This is a genomic window from Lysinibacillus sp. BSL11 (genome assembly GCF_052928325.1).
In genome coordinates, this window is record NZ_JAVGCX010000013.1 from 107,870 (window position 1) to 124,572 (window position 16,703).

The window sequence follows — 16,703 nt, forward strand, 5'->3', positions numbered from 1 at the left end:
AAATGCAGCCGATAAACGATTTATCTGCTGCTCGCGTGATTATTGCATTTCCTTTGTTGGTCCCATCACGCCAGGTACTGGTAAACCTGCTTGACGGAGCAGGACCGTCATTTGTCCACGATGATGTGTTTGATGATCGATTAATACACGTAATAGAGCGCCTTTTGACATTGGAGCTTTAAAACCAGTGACAACTTCTAATAAGTCCTCATTTGAAAGCTTTGCGACTGCCTCACTTACACCGTTTGCAACCTTTTCATAAGCAGCTACGATTTCAGCCGCAGTCGTTGGCACAGGATCTTCTTGACGAATCATGGGTACTTTTAACCCTGCTAGATAGCTAAAATAACCTGCTGCTCCAACTAAATGCCAGCCTAACCACCCAAGTGTACTGTGGCCCTCTACAATACTTTGCTGAAGCTTGTCATCTGTTAAAGCCTGTAATACCTGTAGTGTCCCGTCTGATGCATTTGACCATTCTTGTAAGAAATCATCTACATGTCTATACATGTCTTTGCCCCCCATTTTTGAATTTCATTTCTATCATAGATAATTTTTCATGCTGTTACAAGTTTTCGCTAAATAGTTTACATAATAATATTATGTATATATATCATATTATTCGTATAACACTCCTCGTTCACGTATAATGAAAGAAAATAGCGAAGGAGTGTGCCCATGAGATACCCTGTTCTAGTACTTTCTGTAGTATTTTTACTAGCTGGCTGTCGTGAAGAAGTTCAGAAAGAGCCTGTGCCAGCTCCAACACCATCTGTGGAAGACAAGCAACCAGTGGAACAAGATCAAACGTCACTTCTCTCCTATTTTCCACCTGATGGATCTGTTGCTTCTTTTCAAGGGGAAGGAAATGAATTTGCTAGCTTCACACTAAAAACCACCTACCTCGATACACAGCATATCGTACAAATAGAGGATAATGGTGGTGTAACACTATTAAAAATCTTCCGCATAACGGATACAAGTATTGATCTTGTCTATCGAGAACCTGTTGACAGTAATCCAAGCATGCCAAGTGCAGCTGAGGCAGCTTCTTATCCTGTACTGGAAACCGTACTTCAAAAGCCATTACAAGTCGGGACAAGCTTTCAAGGTTGGACCATTGAATCAACGACAGCTACTGTTGATACTGGTATAACGGTCTATCAAGATGTCATCCAGCTAAGTCGCTCTGAAGATCAAATGACCACAACCAAATATTTTGCAAAGGACATTGGTCTAATTCGCAAAGAGGACACGATGGAAACAGAGCAAGATGAGCCATTTGTTGTGACATCAACCTTGCAAAAAATAGAATAATTGAAAGAAAACAGGCGTCCTGCTTGGGCGTCTGTTTTTTAGCAAAGGAGGCCAAACAATGAGTGATATACATAATACAACACCCAAGCAAGATGAATTAACGGAAGAAGAATTTATTGAACTTGTACTAGAGGAACAGCAAAAAGCATTAGCACAGGCGCAAGAAGAACGCATTTATGGAAAAAAGCCCAAGAAACAAAAGCCTCTTGTACGCTGGATCGTGTGGGGTATGGCACTGGTGCTGTTTTTCAATACATTTGCCCTCATTTTTCAAATCTACTCCATACCTGCACTTGAATTTATCAAGGTTTCAACGCGGCTCTCTGCACAAGAAGATATACAAACCTATAAAAAGGCAGTCGTTGAAATTTCAACAGGCTCCAGTAAAGGCACTGGTTTTGCCATCTCACCAGATGGTCTGATTGTCACTAACGCCCATGTTGTCGAACATGCCACAACATTATCAGTCGTCTTTCCTGATGAGGGATTGATGGAGGCGACACTAATCGAGAGCTATCCAGCCGTAGATTTAGCCTTTGTACAGGTGCAAGCTGAGCAACTTCCCTATCTACCTCTTGCAGAAGATCCACCTTACACTGTTAATGAACATGTCTATTTTATTGGAAATCCACTTGCTTTCACCGGTATCGCTAATGAAGGAAGATTGCTAGAAGCCATTCAATTAGAAGATTGGCAGGAACCAGTTAGGATACTAAAAGCTCCTGTTTATCGTGGCAATAGTGGTAGCCCTGTAATCGATCAACATGGGGAGGTCATTGGGGTTATCTTTGCCACGATGAAATATGAGCCCATTGGACGTGTTGGCCTGTTTGTACCTGTACAACAACTCCGAAATTTATTAGAAGAGCAATAAAAAATGAACCTGCTTATGACAGGTTCATTTTTTTAGATGCTTTAGGTTTACATAATATTATTATTTATCTTTACTTTCTTGCTTGACGAACTGAGCAATTGGCGATTTTACAGGAATTTTACTGACAACCTCATCACTCACTTCTGCAACCTTTTGTAGCACATGTAAAAGCTTGTCATCCCCTGTCCAATGCTTTTCCACTACATCTGGACCCAACTTATTAATAATGGTATTTACCACAAAAGTTGCTAGTACAACATCATCTAAATAGCCACCAAAGCCTAGCAGTCCTTCTGGCATTAAATCCATCGGTAATACAAAATACGCAATGGATGCCCCAATTAATGCACGACTCTTTTTATCTACACCTGCATCGGTTACAGTTTTAATTAATAAATGAAATAAATCAGGCACAAACATTAAATACGGAGTAAACTTGTTACTTTTTCCTTTTTTCGACCCAAGAAAAGCTACTAATTTTGTACGTAGTTTCTGATAAAAATCTTGTTGCTCCTGTTCATCAGGCAATTTTTCTTCATTATTCACATTCATCTGCCTCCTTCTTTACAAGCATGCGCTATTTTGGCGGGGCTACCCTCCATTTTATGGGGTTATCCGCTACTTTTGTGCAGCTATCCATCAGTTTCACATGGCTATCCGCTACTTTTATAGTGCTATTCTTTACTTTTGCATGGTTATCCACCACTACTATATATTTAACCTAAAATAGAATTTGTAATCCTTAAACTTGCAAATGATACAAAAAAGACATCCTATTTGCATAGGATGTCTTGGGTTTAACGAAAGTGATTTTAATTACTGAGAATTAAAGTTTAGTTACGTTAGCAGCTTGTGGTCCGCGGTTGCCATCTACAACTTCGAATTCCACTTTTTGACCTTCGTCAAGAGTTTTGAAACCTTCGCCTTGGATAGCTGAGAAGTGTACGAATACGTCGTTTTCACCTTCAACTTCGATGAATCCAAAACCTTTTTCTGAGTTAAACCATTTTACTGTACCTTGTTTCATTTAAGAAAACCTCCAAAAAATAAAAGTGAACAATATGTAATTTCTTCAGCGATTGAAAAAAATTCACATATTACAAAGAGTACCGAACTAACGCGATCACTTTTTGTAATATGTGAATTCATGTTTCCGGTGAAGCAATTAAATTGTTAAGTTAAGTATAACTGCCATCCATAATTTTGTCAAATAAAGAAAAAATCTTTTTTACTTTTTTTCAAAATTTTTTTACTTCTCTTCTATTTTACAAGCAATTATTCCATGATATACTTGTGCATCATCATCGCAAGCCTCACAATAAAAGCTTTCATCCTCAGACCAAAAAGCCCAATACTGCTCCTCTTTCGTTGCCTCATTATCATAAGAGGAACGAAAATGCGCTAATCTTTGCTGTAATGCACGTTCAAAGAGCTCCTTCGTGTCAAATGTATCTTCGGTTTGAATATAAGCTTCCCAGCCTTCAAATTTCCACCAAGGCTCATAGTCCGCTTTCATGTAAATAATTGTATACATATTTGCCCATTCCTTGCTGTCATAAGATAGTTTCATTTTAGCAAACACAACTGAAATGTCTATTAAAACCACCTGAATTATGCTATTATTACCTTATTATACATACTTTTTGGAGGTATTTTTATGTTTTCAAGTATTCGACCTAAAGCAGAGCTAGAAGAACTACTAAAACGTGGTACAGATTTACATGCAACAGGCCGATTTTACCAAACACTGGCATTCAATCATTTCAATTCACAAGATGAGGAGCACTTAAAGGCACTTTATCAAAAGCTCAAAGATATTACCCCTTCCATGAATGCCATTTTTCACCATTATTTAAGCGAGATATCCCCTACCTCTCAATTAATCATTAGTGAAGAAAATATTAATCAATACTTAACACAGTTTTTCTTAGCAACTCGTGATGATCATTATGTAGATGAAACTGTCAAATTTTTCAATCTATTCCGTAAGCATCAATATGAGCCTGGTAAATTAATTGTTGTCTTCAACCAATTTGCCTTCTATATTACTACATATATTTTACACAATTTTGGTATCAAGCCAAATAAAGCATTTCAATATATGAAATCATTCCAATCCGCTGTCAATGTCGATCAAGAATTATTAGTGGAAGTGTTAACAGAACGCATTATTGAAAATGTGGTAGGAGAAGTATCCTCTTTAATGGATGTCAATGCCAAAATTATGTACATGAAGGATTTAGTTTTTAGCCTAGATAAGCAAAATGAAGAAATTCAATCCTCTACTGCTGCAACAGAACAGATTGCTGCTTCTATCAATGAGGTTGCACGCATGTCTTCTCATATATCAGAGAAAACAACTGAATCTGTTGACCATGCTACAAAAGGTAAAAACGCTATTGAGCATGCTCTATCGGAGATTTTTAAAACAGAAGAGACATTTACATCCATTGTTGACTCATTTTCAGAATTACAAAAACGGGTAAATGATATTGAGCAGGTTGTCACATTAATCAATCAAATCGCCGATCAAACGAATCTACTCGCACTTAATGCCTCCATTGAAGCAGCGCGTGCAGGTGAACATGGGAAGGGCTTTGCGGTCGTTGCACAGGAAGTACGAAAGCTTGCTGAAAACACGGTAGCTGCGCTAAGTGAAGTATCTGCAAATGTTCATCATTTAAAGAGTTATTCTAATGATGTTTCTAACTCGATTACAGATACGACAGCTATTATTAAAGAAGCAACCGTTGAAGCAAAGGATTCGTTACCATTATTAAATGCCATTGTTCAAGCGATTGAGGGTATTAATTTAGATGTGACAAATACGGCTGCCATTTCCCAGGAACAAGCAGCTGCGATTGATGAAGTTTCAGCAAGAATGATCGAAATTTCAAGCTTGCAGGAAGATATTCGTGATTATAGTCATAATACATCCAGCGATATTCATTTATTAGGAAAAGAAATTAACCGTTTCCGTAATGATCTTATTGCTAACAATAATGTACAGCTTTCATCTATTGCCCTACTACAATTATCGAAAGCGGATCATATTTTATGGAAATGGCGCATTTATAACATGTTCCTTGGCCTAGAAAACGTTGATCCAAGCGATGTTTCTTCTCACAGAGACTGTCGACTTGGCAAATGGTACACTGCGCCTCGTACAGTCGAACGTTTCGGTCATTTACAGGACTATCATGAATTAGATGGCTATCATTTACGCGTCCATGAATCAGCGAAGCTTGCGGCTGAAGCCCATAAAGCGGGTCATATCGAGCAAGCTGATGTTCATCTAAAAGAGGTCGATGAGGCATCAAAGCATGTACTTTATCACATTAATAACTTAATTGCCTATTTAGAAAAAGAACGTGTCATGCAATAAAAGGAGAGGTTCGCCCCTCTCCTCTATTAAGTAGGAGGTATTCCCTTGAACAAACGAGCAAGTATAAAATTTTTTGGTGATGTCTACGGCACAGGCTACCGATTCTTCATCAAGCAAAAAGCTATTGAATTAGGGTTAAAAGGATACTGTCGATTGAATGACGCAGAGCAAATTGAAGTGGAAGTGGAGGGCTCAGAAAAGGCACTCAATGAATTTCTCCTTTTTGTCCAAAAAGGTGTGAGTCCCCAAGCCGATTCCAATTCATTTTCTTTAGAATTATACGATGATTTAAAAGGCTATATACGTATGGAGTCAGACATTGTTTAATGTCTGACTTTTTTGTAGTGTTGTTTTAGAGAGGGGTTTAACAATTTTTAATTAACACGGCGTTTTGTTACATAGGAAGTATGATAAAATTATCGAAAAATATATCGGAGTGATAATAATGAAATTTACTTGTCCTTGTTGCGGATATAAGACATTGAGCGGAAAACCACCAGGTACATATGAGATATGTGAAATTTGTTTTTGGGAAGATGACAGCGTTCAATTTTATGATAATGACTTTGTAGGTGGTGCTAATACACCATCCTTAAGGCAAGCACAGAAAAATTTCATTATATTTGGTGCGTGCGAAGAAAGATGTATTGCGTTTGTAAGAAAACCAAACGAAAAAGACGAAAAAAATTCAAATTGGAAGCCGTTTGTCTAGAGATTAGTCAACACTGGGAAATGATTACTATTCTCCTTTTTATTGAAATCAAAAAAAGTCATGCTCTTAAGAACATGACTTATCATCATTTTTTGATTTTTATCTTTTGAATGGCAGCCACTAATATTGATTCATCAGTGATTTTCACATATTGATTTTTAGATTCCTTCATATACCCTTCTTTGTTTAAATAGGCTTTTAATTTTGATTTTTTCTCAAAGACTTTTTCTTTCACTTTCTGTTCACTTACTGGTTCATCGATATTTTTTGTAATAGACACCAGAAAAATTTTTGTCATCATATATCCCCCTTTGTTTCAGTTACGAATTCACTTGGAAAAAGTTTCATACAAGACTCATTCATTTTGGATGAAGATGCTCTTCTTAGAGAATAAACGGCTCCTTTTCGAGTTAGAGCCGCTCATGGAACTCACTTATCCGCTCTCTCAAGGACCAAAACCGCTCGCAATTTGAGTAATACCGCTCGCTCTGAGGCAGAAGCCGCTCTTGAAATCAAATTACGCTCCTCTATTCAGAGACCGAATTGCAAAAAATCGCTCATTCCGATGTCAAAATGGCTCCTTAGGAGAACTAAACCGACTTATTCATGGAAACAACTCACTTATTCTATGTATTATCATTGAGAAAGTTCACAAATAGCAGTAAAATTTATGTAGGGGATTAATTTTCAATGAAACTTTATGTCGATTATTTCGTATAAGAAGATAGACATATTGAAAAGCAAGGAGGATGAAACAATGCTTAGTGTCGGACAGTTTTTCTCTAGACATAGTGCCAGCTTTCTTATTTCGCTCACAACTGTTTCTATCGCAGCCATTGCGGCAAATCCTGGATTCTTCCTTGGTGGTTTACTGTTTGCGGGTTCCTATGCGACGAGTACAGCGTTGCTGAAACATAGACAAAAAAAGAAAGTCATGCAAATAGCAGGCATCACAAAAGAAGAGTTCAAACACATTGAATCACAAGTATTAACAGCCAATAAGCATATTCAAACATTGAGTCAAAACTATTTACGTGTACGTTCTGTTTCTGCTTTTAAACAACTACTTGAAATGACGCGTATCTCCAAAAATATCGTCAAAATCGTCAAGACAGACCCACGTAAATTTTATAATGTGGAACCATTTTTCTATGCACACTTACCTTCTGCTGTGGAATTAACGGATAAATATACGATGCTTTCCAAGCAGCCTGTGAAGGATAAGGAAATTCAATTAACTTTATCCAAAACACGCGAAACCTTAACTGATTTGAATGACACAATTCAAATTGATTTAAAGGATGCGCTTGCAAATGATATCGATCATCTGCAAATGGAGATTGAATTCGCAAATCGTTCCAATCTTAGACGTAGAGAACAATTGGACTGGCGAGGCGATGATAAATGACAGCAAACGAACACGCTTTTCAACTAAATACCATACCAGGGCTTTCTCCACTAGTCCAATCCTATTTAGAAACAACTCCGCAAAACGAGGCGATAGCGACTTATGAAACGCTATCGCCTCTTGCACAAAGTCGTGCATTATTGTATGCCAGTCAAATCGATTTGGCTGATTTTGAATCTTTGCTGTCCCTTGGGCAAGATTCACAGCGAGCTCTGTCTCAATTTGCCGACCGTATGCTTGCTCAAGTAAAGCAAAAAGATGTCACTAAAATTGGTCAAATGCTGGATTCTTTAATGCAGACGTTAGATCGAGTAGATCCGACTGCTTTGGAACCTAAGAAGCAAACCTTTTTCAAAAAAATCTTTGGCAAAACCGAGCCTAATGTGAAGCAAACACTCACAGAATTTGAGCGTATTAGTATACAGGTGGAACGTATTGGTGTACAACTGGAGCGTGCACAGCTCCAGCTGATCAAAGATGTCGAAAACTTAGAGGCGCTTTATGCCCATAATCGAGGATTTTTTGAGGAATTGGCAACAGCCATTGCCGCAGGACAAATGAAAAAGCAGCAAGCCATTGAGGTAGAACTACCTGCACAAATAACGAGTGTCCAAGCAACCAAACAGCCACTTGCAATTCAGCAATTAAATGACTTTGCTGCTCAAATCGAAAGACTGGATCAACGTATTTATGATTTACAAGTATCACAGCAAGTCGCCCTGCAAACAGCTCCTCAAATCCGTATGATTCAACAGGCCAATCAAACCTTAGCTGAAAAAATTGAGTTTTCTATCGTTACCTTGATTCCGCTCTGGAAAAACCAACTGGCGATGATGTTGTCGATGCATATGGATCATCATTATGCACGTTTAGAGGAGCGATTATCAAGGGCTCATGATCGCTTCTCAAGTCCCACGTTTGAACAGCAAGTTTCGAAGTTTAAAGAAACACAGCAAGAACTGCAAACAGCAATTAAAGATGTTTTTGCCCTGCATACCGCAACTGAACAAGAGAAACAGCAGCTACAGGATGTGGCGGGTGCTAGCAGCTATCAGCGAGATTAACAAAAAAATGGGTGGCTCAGCAAATGTTCTGAACCACCCTGTTTGTTTTTATTCAAAATATTCTTTATAGTAGCCACCGACATTACCTGTGTTGTCGATGATAAAAATGAACTCTTCTGTTTCATTTTTCACTTCATACTCTTTCCCTACAGTTAATACGTTTGATACTAAGTATTTCGATGCATTTGTATGTTTGCAAGTAACCGTTCGTAATGTTGGCGCATCTTTCCATTTTAAATGTAACATATTCTCTCTACCTCTCTTTACTAGCAAAAGCTAATGTCTATTGTTTATTTTATAATATTTTTGGTCTTTTGTGGAGAAAAAAGAAATACTATACCTATTCTATCCAAAAAAATGAATATTTGAGGTGTTATGATGAGTTTTGGTGGAGTACCGCAATGGTTTTTTATCATTGCTGTAGCATTCGCAATCTGCTTTGTACTTTATGCAGAATGGAATTCTAGAAAATAAGTGAGTCCAACAGGTTGGACTCACTTTTTTGTGCTTATTTTAATGTACGCTTTAAAAATTCCTTCGTACGTTCATGTTGTGGATTGACTAATACTTGTGCTGGAGGGCCTTCCTCCACAATTACACCCTTATCCATAAAGACAACACGATCTGCTACTTCTTTGGCAAATTCCATCTCATGTGTCACAATGAGCATCGTATTGCCCTCGTTTGCTAGCTTACGCATTACCTTTAACACCTCACCCACCATTTCTGGGTCTAATGCGGATGTTGGCTCATCGAATAGCATAACATCAGGATTCATTGATAAGGCACGAGCGATGGCCACGCGCTGCTTTTGTCCACCTGAGAGTTGACGAGGCTTGGCATTCACATATTGATCCATGCCAACGATTTTCAAGTATTTAAGCGCCGTTTCTTCTGCTTCTTTTTTCGAACGTTTTAACACTTTGATTTGGCCCACTGTGCAATTACTTATGACATTATGGTTGTTAAATAAATTGAACTGCTGGAACACCATGCCTAAATGTGTACGATATTCTTGAATATTGTGCTTTTCATCTAGGATGTCTTCCCCTTTATAAATAATTTGACCGCCACTTGGCGTTTCTAATAAATTTATGCAACGAAGCAATGTGGATTTACCAGAGCCAGAGGAGCCAATTAAACAAACTACCTCTCCTTTTTCCACTTGGAAATTCACATCTTTTAACACTTGGTTACGTCCAAATGATTTACTTAAATGTTCGATTTTAATAACTGCCATTTGTGCGTCCCCCTATACGGCTTCTTTTTGTTCTTTTTGATAGGCATCAGGACCATCTAGACGTTTTTCAACATAAAGAAGGATGCGAGATGCGGTAAATGTCATGATGAAATAAAGAACACATGCAACGAAGAATGATTCGAAATAACGGAAGTTGTTACCCGAAATTGATTTTGTTTGGAAGAATAATTCCGTTACTCCAATGACATTTAATACGGCTGTATCTTTAATATTCATGATTAATTGGTTACCTGTTGCTGGTAAAACATTACGCGCTACTTGTGGTAAGACTACATGAAGCATAATTTGGAAGTGATTCATGCCAATTGCTGATGCTGCCTCGTATTGCCCATTATCAATGGATACAATACCGCCACGAACAATTTCTGCCATATAGGCCCCTGTATTGAGGGAAACGACTAAAATACCTGCTGTAATAAAGTGCATATCGATACCGAATGCGATATCTAATCCGTAGTAGACAACCATAGCTTGTACAATCATTGGTGTACCACGGAAAAATTCAACATAGCATGTTAGTATAAAATTAATGAGCTTTAAGCTATAAAATTTCACACCTTTTTTACGAACTGGAATCGTATGCATAATTCCGATGAAAAATCCGATAAATGCACCAATAATTGTACTAATACTCGAAATCAGTAACGTATAATACGCACCTCGTAAAAACATTTGCCAGTTGTTTTCAATAATTGAAAGTATCCATTCAAGACTCATGATGTTCCTCCTAACAATGTCATCTTGCTCGCTTATTTCTTTTGTGTCCTAGCTCTTTCTACCATTCTATGATTTGTCACGCTAGGACATTATCATTATGTAGAGAGGTTCTCATTTTGATAATGATGAAATGATCATGTACGGACTAGACTGGTTGCTAGTCCGTGCCATGTCATTATTGTGCTGCGGGTTGTTGAGAAATAGCTTCTTCCATAATCGCTTGACGATCATCTTCTGAAATGCCTTTTAGGATTTCATTGATTTTTTCACGATTTGCGTCATCTTTACGTAAGCCTACAGCAATTGAAGTATTTGATAGGTCTGTATCAAAGCCTTCTTCAAATGCTACATATGTGAATTTATCGTTGGCTGCAGAAGCGGAAATGCCCTCTGGACGTTCAGCTACATAGCCATCAATTTTACCTGCTTCTAGTGCAACACGCATTGCTGGGAAGCTCTCCATTGCCGTTTGCTTTTCTACGCCTTTAATTTGATCGATAACTGTGTAGTTTGATGTATTTAATTGTGATGTAATTTTAGCACCTGAGAAGTCTTGAATCGATTTTGCGCCTTCATATTTGCTACCTTTTTTAATAACCATAACAAAATCAGAAGTATAATAGTTTTCTGTAAAATCAATTGTTTTCTTACGTTCTTCTGTTGGTGACATACCTGCAATAATTGCATCAATTTTATTCGATTGTAGCGCTGGAACTAATCCGTCCCACTCCATTTTAACAATGACTAACTCTTTGCCTAAACCTTCAGCGATTTTCTTTGCCATTTGTACATCATAGCCACCTGCATATTCTGCATTATCCGCAATTTTCACTGCGCCATTCGCATCGTCTTGCTGTGTCCAGTTGAACGGTGGGTAGCCAGCCTCCATGCCAATTCGGAATTCACCGCCGCCTTCTTCTTTGTCAGTTCCAGCATCACTTGAACTGCCCTCTTTTTTGTCACTTGTGCCACATGCAGCTAGCACAATTGCCGTCAAGATAGAGATCATTACTAACAACCATTTTCTTTTCATGAAAAACTCCCCTTTTCTGTAAAAAAATAAGACAACTGTACTAAAAAAGACCTAAGTTTATTGAACTTAGGTCTTACCTTTTATGACAGTTGCCCAAATCCTCACTATAATTTCCATGTTTCCGAGATAGCACAACCTAGTAAATCTGGAAATCCATTTACTAGGACAGTCCTGCACTTATTCACTGCAGACCCAGTATAAAAGTACGAGCTCCTTTTATACTTCGGCGATATTTCCTTCTTCATTGCGTCTTCGCTTGCTTTTACTCAACAATGAACTAATAAATACCGCGCCTCTACCTCACTGGTAACAATTCGTGAGGTTTGTTTATTTAATTGATATTTAGATACTACTATAAAACTAATATGTTCGTCAAGACGATTTTAACATTTTTCTGACTAATGACAATATTAGGATATTGTGCGCTCTGCTTCCACTTTAAATCGTTAAACTTTTGTTGATATTTCTGAAAATTACAACAAATATTTATTATAGAGTATGTTCTCTATGTGAGAAAAGTTGCGTTTTTTCTTTCTTTGCTCCTCTAAACGATACAACATTCGTACTCTTTCAAGCATAGAATCGGTCAATACCTTTTATCATACAAAAAACCCTGCTGAACATTGTTCGCAGGGTTTAATGGCATTATGAATTTAATAATAAATCTTCAGGATTTTCGATTAATTCTTTAACTGTTTTTAAGAATCCTACAGAATCTTTACCATCGATGATACGGTGATCGTATGAAAGTGCTACATACATCATTGGACGGATTTGAACTTCACCATTTACTGCAACTGGACGGTTTACAATTGAGTGCATACCTAAAATACCAGCTTGCGTACCGTTCATAATTGGTGTTGACATTAATGAACCGAATACACCACCATTTGTGATTGTGAATGATCCACCAGCCATGTCATTTAAGCCTAATTTTTTATCACGAGCTTTTGTCGCTAAGTTAGCGATATCTTTTTCGATTTCTGCAAAGTTTTTGCTATTTGCATCGCGTACAACTGGTACGACTAAACCTTCTTCAGTTGATACAGCAATACCGATATCAAAGAAGTTATTTAAATGAATTTCATCGCCAGAGATTTGAGCGTTTACGTATGGGTATTTTTTCAGTGCTGCAACAACAGCTTTAGTGAAGAATGACATGAAACCAAGTTTGATGTCGTTTGCTTTTACAAACTCTTCTTGTTTACGTTTACGAAGTGCCATGATGTTTGTCATGTCAATTTCGTTGAATGTTGTTAACATTGCTGTTGATTGTTTAACTTCTAATAAACGTTTTGCAATTGTTTGGCGACGACGGCTCATTTTTTCAATTGTTACACGGTCAGAATTAGCTGCTGGTGTGAATACTACTGGGCCACCTGAAGTTGCTACGGATGTAGGTGCTGCTGCTGGCGTTACAGCGGGTGCTGTACCGTGAGCTGCTACATCTTGTACACGTACACGTCCTTGTGGATCTACTGGAGATACCGCTGCAAGGTCAATACCTTTTTCACGTGCAAGACGACGTGCTGCTGGAGATGCAACAACACGCTCACCAGAAGTTTCTTCTACTACTGGAGCTGCTGCAACTGATGCAGGTGCTGCTTGTGGCGCTGCTGGTGCAGGTGCTGCCTCAGTTGGTGCTGCCGCTGGAGCTGCTGCTGCGCCTTCGCCTGCTTCTACTACTGCGATAACTTGACCAACTAGTACAGTATCGCCTTCTTCAGCTAAAATTTGTGTTAATACACCTGCTTCTTCAGAAATGATCTCAGCGTTTACTTTATCTGTTTCAAGTTCAACGATGAATTCACCTTTTTCAACGCGATCGCCCACTTTTTTTACCCACTGTGCGATACTACCTTCTGTAATCGATTCTGCTAATTCAGGGACTTTAATTTCAGCCACTTTCATTTCCTCCTTTGATTAACGTGCATGACGCACATAGAAGGGCTACTGCTTAAGGGCAAGTAGCCCGGTTTCAAAAATTGATATATGATTATTTAACCTTTACTGGCTCAGCAACCGCTTCTTCAATAAGAGCTGCTTGTGCTGCTTTATGAGAATCTGCATCCCCTTCAGAAGTTGAGCTCATTGCAGGACGGCCTACATAGCGAAGTTTTTTACCTTCTGAAAGTTCGTATAATGTTTCTAATGCATAATTCCATGAGCCTTGGTTTTTAGGTTCTTCCTGTACCCAAACAATCTCTTTTGCATTAGGATACTTAGCAATGATACCAGCAACTTGCTCTTTTGGGAATGGGTAAAGTTGTTCTACACGAATAATGTGTAGGTGATCGAAGCCTTCGCCGTCTTTCACGCGCTCTGCTAAGTCGATCATCACTTTACCTGTACCTAAAACGATACGCTCTACAGCTTCTGGTTTAGCCCCTAAGCCTGGTTGTTCGATCACTTCTTGGAATGAACCATTTGCTAATTGCTCAGCATTCGCCGCAGCTAGTGGGTGACGTAATAATGATTTTGGTGATACGACTACAAGTGGACGTACCCCTTCTGTACCTAATAATGCTGCTTGACGGCGTAATAAGTGGTAGTAGTTTCCTGCATTTGAACAGTTCGCTACAAACCAGTTATTTTCAGCTGACATTTGTAAATAGCGTTCCATACGGCTTGAAGAGTGCTCTGGACCTTGACCTTCATAACCATGAGGTAAAAGGATAACTAGGCCAGATTTTTGACCCCATTTTGAGCGTGCCCCTGAAATAAAGTTATCAAACATCACTTGTGCCATATTCGCAAAGTCACCGAATTGTGCTTCCCATACTGTTAGTACATGGCTATTTTCTAGGTTGTAACCATACTCAAAGCCTACCACCCCAGCTTCAGTCAGCGGAGAGTTGTGTACTGTAAAGGATGCGTTCGCACCAGAAATATGGTGTAGTGGCGTGAAGACATTGCCATTGTTTTTATCATGCAGTACTAAGTGACGTTGAGAGAATGTACCACGTTGTGCATCTTGACCTGTAAAGCGTACTGGTGTGCCATCTTGAATAATCGTTGCATACGCTAAAGTTTCAGCATGACCCCAGTCAACTTTTGCAGACGCATAAGCATCACGGCGTTTTTCTAAGATTTTACCAAGCTTTTTCTGTGGTTCGAAGTTTTCTTCAAACACTAAAAGCTCTTCATTGATTTTTTCTAAACGTTCCGCACCTACTGCTGTATCAATTTGTGGGAACTCTACTTTTAATTCTTCTGGCATTTCTAAATGATGATGATCATCTTTTTCTGCCATTTCTTTGACATGGTCATAGGCTGCTTGCATTTCGGCATAGATAGCTGTATCTAGTGCCGCTACATCATCAGCAGTTACAAGACCTTCTGCCACTAATTGTGCACCATATAATGCACGCACTGTTTCATGTTTAGACACTAATTTGTATGTTTCTGGGTTTGTCACTGTTGGGTCATCTGTTTCATTATGACCATGGCGACGGTAACCTACTAAGTCCACAATAATGTCTTTGCCAAATGTTTGACGGTAGTTTGCCGCAAAACGTCCGACTTGCACTACTGCCTCTGGGCTATCTGCATTGACATGGATTACTGGTACTTCATAGCCTTTTGCAGGGTCAGAAGAATACACAGAAGAACGAGAATCATAATGTTCTGTTGTGAATCCGATCATATTGTTTGCGATAATATGGATTGTTCCACCTGTTGTAAAGCCTTCTGTTTTAGCGAAGTTTAACACTTCTGTTACAATCCCTTGACCTGGGAATGCAGCATCACCGTGTACAAGAATGCCTAAGCCCTTTGTACGGTCAAAAATAGGTTGCCCTGGTTTAGATGTATCATCTTGTGTTGCACGAGTAGCACCAAGTACTACTGGATTGCCCACTTCTAAGTGAGATGGGTTGTAAGCCAATTTCACATTCATACCAGATTCACGGTTGTAAGAAGCACCCATGTGGTATTTCACATCACCTGTCCAGCCTTTTGTAATTTCAAGTCGGCCATGCTCTGGCATAAATAAATCATTGGAAACATGTGCAAAATCAGAGAACATCATGTCATAAGGTTTATTTAAAATATGTGTTAAAACGTTTAAGCGACCACGGTGTGCCATACCAATACGTACGTTTTCCACATTTTTTGCTTCTGCCGTTTTAATAATTTCATCAAATAGTACGATTTGCGTATCTAAGCCCTCACCAGAGAAACGCTTTTGTCCTACAAAAGTTTTATGAATAAATTTCTCGAAATTTTCAACGCGAGTTAAACGATCTAATAAGGCTTTCTTCTCATCCGCAGATAATGCTTGTTTGAATGAGCCTGATTCGATTTGCGCTTGAATCCAATCACGTTCTTCAGTAGCTACTACGTGACCATATTCAAATGCTACTTTATCTGTATAAATAGCTTTTAAATAGTCGATTGCATCCTTACCATTTTTCACGTTTGCTGGCACATCTTTGAAGAAGATTGCTGCAGGAATTTCAGCTAAATCTGCAGCGCTTAAGTTGAACGCGCTTTCTTCAATTTGAGCTGTTTGTAGTTCACGGTTTTTCAGAGGATAGATATCTGCTGCTAAATGACCGCGTGAACGAATTGCATCTGCTAGTTTTACAGCGGCTAACACTTTTTTGTAATCGCCAGCAGGAGCCGCTGCTGTATGACTAGCTACAGCTACTTCACCTTCTACTACTACTGGTGCACCAAATTGTTGGAATAAAGAAACTAACTCCGGTTCTACTTCTTCAGGAGACTGTAAGAATAAGTCGTATTGCTCCATCACATATCCTAGGTTAGGACCAGAGAAAGCTGACCATGGAGAACTTACAGTTGTAACGTTGTTCGACATGAAAAATGACCTCCAAATTTTGCCTTTCGGCAGTTCCATTAATTAAATTGCAATTAATTATATAATATTTAGCCGTTCTTTAAAAGAATGTTTCACACTACTTTTCCATA

The 16,703-nt window shown here is 38.6% G+C and carries 18 protein-coding genes and 1 riboswitch; of the genes, 7 read left to right on the top strand and 11 right to left on the bottom strand.

Features of this window, described 5'->3' with window-relative positions; genetic code table 11:
• Nucleotides 1-39: 39 nt before the first annotated feature.
• On the bottom strand, nt 40-510 hold the full coding sequence (locus RCJ95_RS16275) for a DinB family protein (RefSeq protein WP_221682168.1): 471 nt from the start codon (nt 508-510) through the stop codon (nt 40-42).
• 168 nt (nt 511-678) lie between these two features.
• Here RCJ95_RS16275 and RCJ95_RS16280 point away from each other — a divergent pair, with 168 nt between their 5' ends.
• Together RCJ95_RS16280 and RCJ95_RS16285 are read left to right on the top strand one after the other, a co-directional pair.
• The gene (locus RCJ95_RS16280; RefSeq protein WP_221682170.1) at nt 679-1,317 is read left to right on the top strand and encodes a hypothetical protein; all 639 of its coding nucleotides are present in this window, start codon (nt 679-681) and stop codon (nt 1,315-1,317) included.
• Nucleotides 1,318-1,375: 58 nt separating this feature from the next.
• A complete protein-coding gene (locus RCJ95_RS16285; RefSeq protein ID WP_221682172.1) occupies nt 1,376-2,191 on the top strand; it encodes a S1C family serine protease in 816 nt (271 codons plus the stop codon).
• Between the two features lie 60 nt (nt 2,192-2,251).
• Here the strand turns inward: RCJ95_RS16285 and RCJ95_RS16290 are convergent, their stop codons facing one another.
• The 3 genes from RCJ95_RS16290 to RCJ95_RS16300 form a co-directional block, all read right to left on the bottom strand.
• A complete protein-coding gene (locus RCJ95_RS16290) occupies nt 2,252-2,743 on the bottom strand; it encodes a YkvA family protein (protein ID WP_221682174.1) in 492 nt (163 codons plus the stop codon).
• Between the two features lie 274 nt (nt 2,744-3,017).
• A complete protein-coding gene (locus RCJ95_RS16295) occupies nt 3,018-3,218 on the bottom strand; it encodes a cold-shock protein (protein WP_004230088.1) in 201 nt (66 codons plus the stop codon).
• 222 nt (nt 3,219-3,440) lie between these two features.
• Nucleotides 3,441-3,725, bottom strand: a complete 285-nt coding sequence (locus RCJ95_RS16300; RefSeq protein WP_009371335.1) for a DUF1033 family protein — start codon at nt 3,723-3,725, stop codon at nt 3,441-3,443.
• 123 nt (nt 3,726-3,848) lie between these two features.
• Between RCJ95_RS16300 and RCJ95_RS16305 the strand changes: the two genes are divergently transcribed.
• The 3 genes from RCJ95_RS16305 (at nt 3,849) to RCJ95_RS16315 (ending at nt 6,288) form a co-directional block, all read left to right on the top strand.
• A complete protein-coding gene (locus RCJ95_RS16305; protein WP_112118691.1) occupies nt 3,849-5,576 on the top strand; it encodes a globin-coupled sensor protein in 1,728 nt (575 codons plus the stop codon).
• A gap of 45 nt (nt 5,577-5,621) precedes the next feature.
• A complete protein-coding gene (locus RCJ95_RS16310) occupies nt 5,622-5,903 on the top strand; it encodes an acylphosphatase (protein WP_016994023.1) in 282 nt (93 codons plus the stop codon).
• 118 nt (nt 5,904-6,021) lie between these two features.
• Nucleotides 6,022-6,288 (top strand): CPCC family cysteine-rich protein, encoded by a 267-nt coding sequence (locus RCJ95_RS16315; RefSeq protein ID WP_221682177.1) that lies wholly within the window; start codon nt 6,022-6,024, stop codon nt 6,286-6,288.
• A gap of 85 nt (nt 6,289-6,373) precedes the next feature.
• On the opposite strand, the gene RCJ95_RS16320 is transcribed toward RCJ95_RS16315, so the two are convergent.
• Entirely contained in the window at nt 6,374-6,586 is a 213-nt protein-coding gene (locus tag RCJ95_RS16320; RefSeq protein ID WP_221682179.1) for a hypothetical protein, read from the bottom strand.
• 459 nt (nt 6,587-7,045) lie between these two features.
• On the opposite strand from RCJ95_RS16320, the gene RCJ95_RS16325 reads away from it, so the two are divergent.
• Together RCJ95_RS16325 and RCJ95_RS16330 are read left to right on the top strand one after the other, a co-directional pair.
• Entirely contained in the window at nt 7,046-7,696 is a 651-nt protein-coding gene (locus tag RCJ95_RS16325) for a 5-bromo-4-chloroindolyl phosphate hydrolysis family protein (protein ID WP_221682181.1), read from the top strand.
• A complete protein-coding gene (locus RCJ95_RS16330; RefSeq protein ID WP_221682183.1) occupies nt 7,693-8,760 on the top strand; it encodes a toxic anion resistance protein in 1,068 nt (355 codons plus the stop codon). The genes RCJ95_RS16325 and RCJ95_RS16330 overlap by 4 nt, the downstream gene beginning before the upstream one ends.
• 48 nt (nt 8,761-8,808) lie before the next feature.
• Here RCJ95_RS16330 and RCJ95_RS16335 read toward each other — a convergent pair whose 3' ends face one another.
• The 6 genes from RCJ95_RS16335 to RCJ95_RS16360 form a co-directional block, all read right to left on the bottom strand.
• Entirely contained in the window at nt 8,809-9,006 is a 198-nt protein-coding gene (locus RCJ95_RS16335; protein ID WP_221682185.1) for a DUF6501 family protein, read from the bottom strand.
• A gap of 262 nt (nt 9,007-9,268) precedes the next feature.
• Entirely contained in the window at nt 9,269-10,000 is a 732-nt protein-coding gene (locus tag RCJ95_RS16340; protein ID WP_446722487.1) for an amino acid ABC transporter ATP-binding protein, read from the bottom strand.
• A gap of 12 nt (nt 10,001-10,012) precedes the next feature.
• Nucleotides 10,013-10,738 carry an amino acid ABC transporter permease gene (locus RCJ95_RS16345; RefSeq protein ID WP_004230111.1) on the bottom strand — a complete coding sequence of 242 codons (726 nt, stop codon included), beginning with the start codon at nt 10,736-10,738 and terminating at the stop codon, nt 10,013-10,015.
• Between the two features lie 175 nt (nt 10,739-10,913).
• Nucleotides 10,914-11,771, bottom strand: a complete 858-nt coding sequence (locus RCJ95_RS16350) for a transporter substrate-binding domain-containing protein (RefSeq protein ID WP_446722488.1) — start codon at nt 11,769-11,771, stop codon at nt 10,914-10,916.
• Between the two features lie 119 nt (nt 11,772-11,890).
• A riboswitch (Lysine riboswitch) is annotated at nt 11,891-12,077 on the bottom strand.
• A gap of 339 nt (nt 12,078-12,416) precedes the next feature.
• On the bottom strand, nt 12,417-13,676 hold the full coding sequence (gene odhB, locus RCJ95_RS16355) for a 2-oxoglutarate dehydrogenase complex dihydrolipoyllysine-residue succinyltransferase (RefSeq protein ID WP_446722489.1): 1,260 nt from the start codon (nt 13,674-13,676) through the stop codon (nt 12,417-12,419).
• Nucleotides 13,677-13,767: 91 nt separating this feature from the next.
• Entirely contained in the window at nt 13,768-16,593 is a 2,826-nt protein-coding gene (locus RCJ95_RS16360) for a 2-oxoglutarate dehydrogenase E1 component (RefSeq protein WP_048392890.1), read from the bottom strand.
• Between the last annotated feature and the right edge of the window lie 110 nt (nt 16,594-16,703).

Coding starts and splice junctions, on each gene's coding strand:
- RCJ95_RS16285 (WP_221682172.1), top strand. CDS start 1,376: ATGAGTGATATACATAATACAACACCCAAGCAAGATGAATTAACGGAA.
- RCJ95_RS16360 (WP_048392890.1), bottom strand. CDS start 16,593: ATGTCGAACAACGTTACAACTGTAAGTTCTCCATGGTCAGCTTTCTCT.
- RCJ95_RS16325 (WP_221682181.1), top strand. CDS start 7,046: ATGCTTAGTGTCGGACAGTTTTTCTCTAGACATAGTGCCAGCTTTCTT.
- RCJ95_RS16320 (WP_221682179.1), bottom strand. CDS start 6,586: ATGACAAAAATTTTTCTGGTGTCTATTACAAAAAATATCGATGAACCA.
- RCJ95_RS16275 (WP_221682168.1), bottom strand. CDS start 510: ATGTATAGACATGTAGATGATTTCTTACAAGAATGGTCAAATGCATCA.
- RCJ95_RS16305 (WP_112118691.1), top strand. CDS start 3,849: ATGTTTTCAAGTATTCGACCTAAAGCAGAGCTAGAAGAACTACTAAAA.
- RCJ95_RS16330 (WP_221682183.1), top strand. CDS start 7,693: ATGACAGCAAACGAACACGCTTTTCAACTAAATACCATACCAGGGCTT.
- RCJ95_RS16315 (WP_221682177.1), top strand. CDS start 6,022: ATGAAATTTACTTGTCCTTGTTGCGGATATAAGACATTGAGCGGAAAA.
- RCJ95_RS16295 (WP_004230088.1), bottom strand. CDS start 3,218: ATGAAACAAGGTACAGTAAAATGGTTTAACTCAGAAAAAGGTTTTGGA.
- RCJ95_RS16350 (WP_446722488.1), bottom strand. CDS start 11,771: ATGAAAAGAAAATGGTTGTTAGTAATGATCTCTATCTTGACGGCAATT.
- RCJ95_RS16340 (WP_446722487.1), bottom strand. CDS start 10,000: ATGGCAGTTATTAAAATCGAACATTTAAGTAAATCATTTGGACGTAAC.
- RCJ95_RS16345 (WP_004230111.1), bottom strand. CDS start 10,738: ATGAGTCTTGAATGGATACTTTCAATTATTGAAAACAACTGGCAAATG.
- RCJ95_RS16290 (WP_221682174.1), bottom strand. CDS start 2,743: ATGAATGTGAATAATGAAGAAAAATTGCCTGATGAACAGGAGCAACAA.
- RCJ95_RS16300 (WP_009371335.1), bottom strand. CDS start 3,725: ATGTATACAATTATTTACATGAAAGCGGACTATGAGCCTTGGTGGAAA.
- RCJ95_RS16335 (WP_221682185.1), bottom strand. CDS start 9,006: ATGTTACATTTAAAATGGAAAGATGCGCCAACATTACGAACGGTTACT.
- RCJ95_RS16280 (WP_221682170.1), top strand. CDS start 679: ATGAGATACCCTGTTCTAGTACTTTCTGTAGTATTTTTACTAGCTGGC.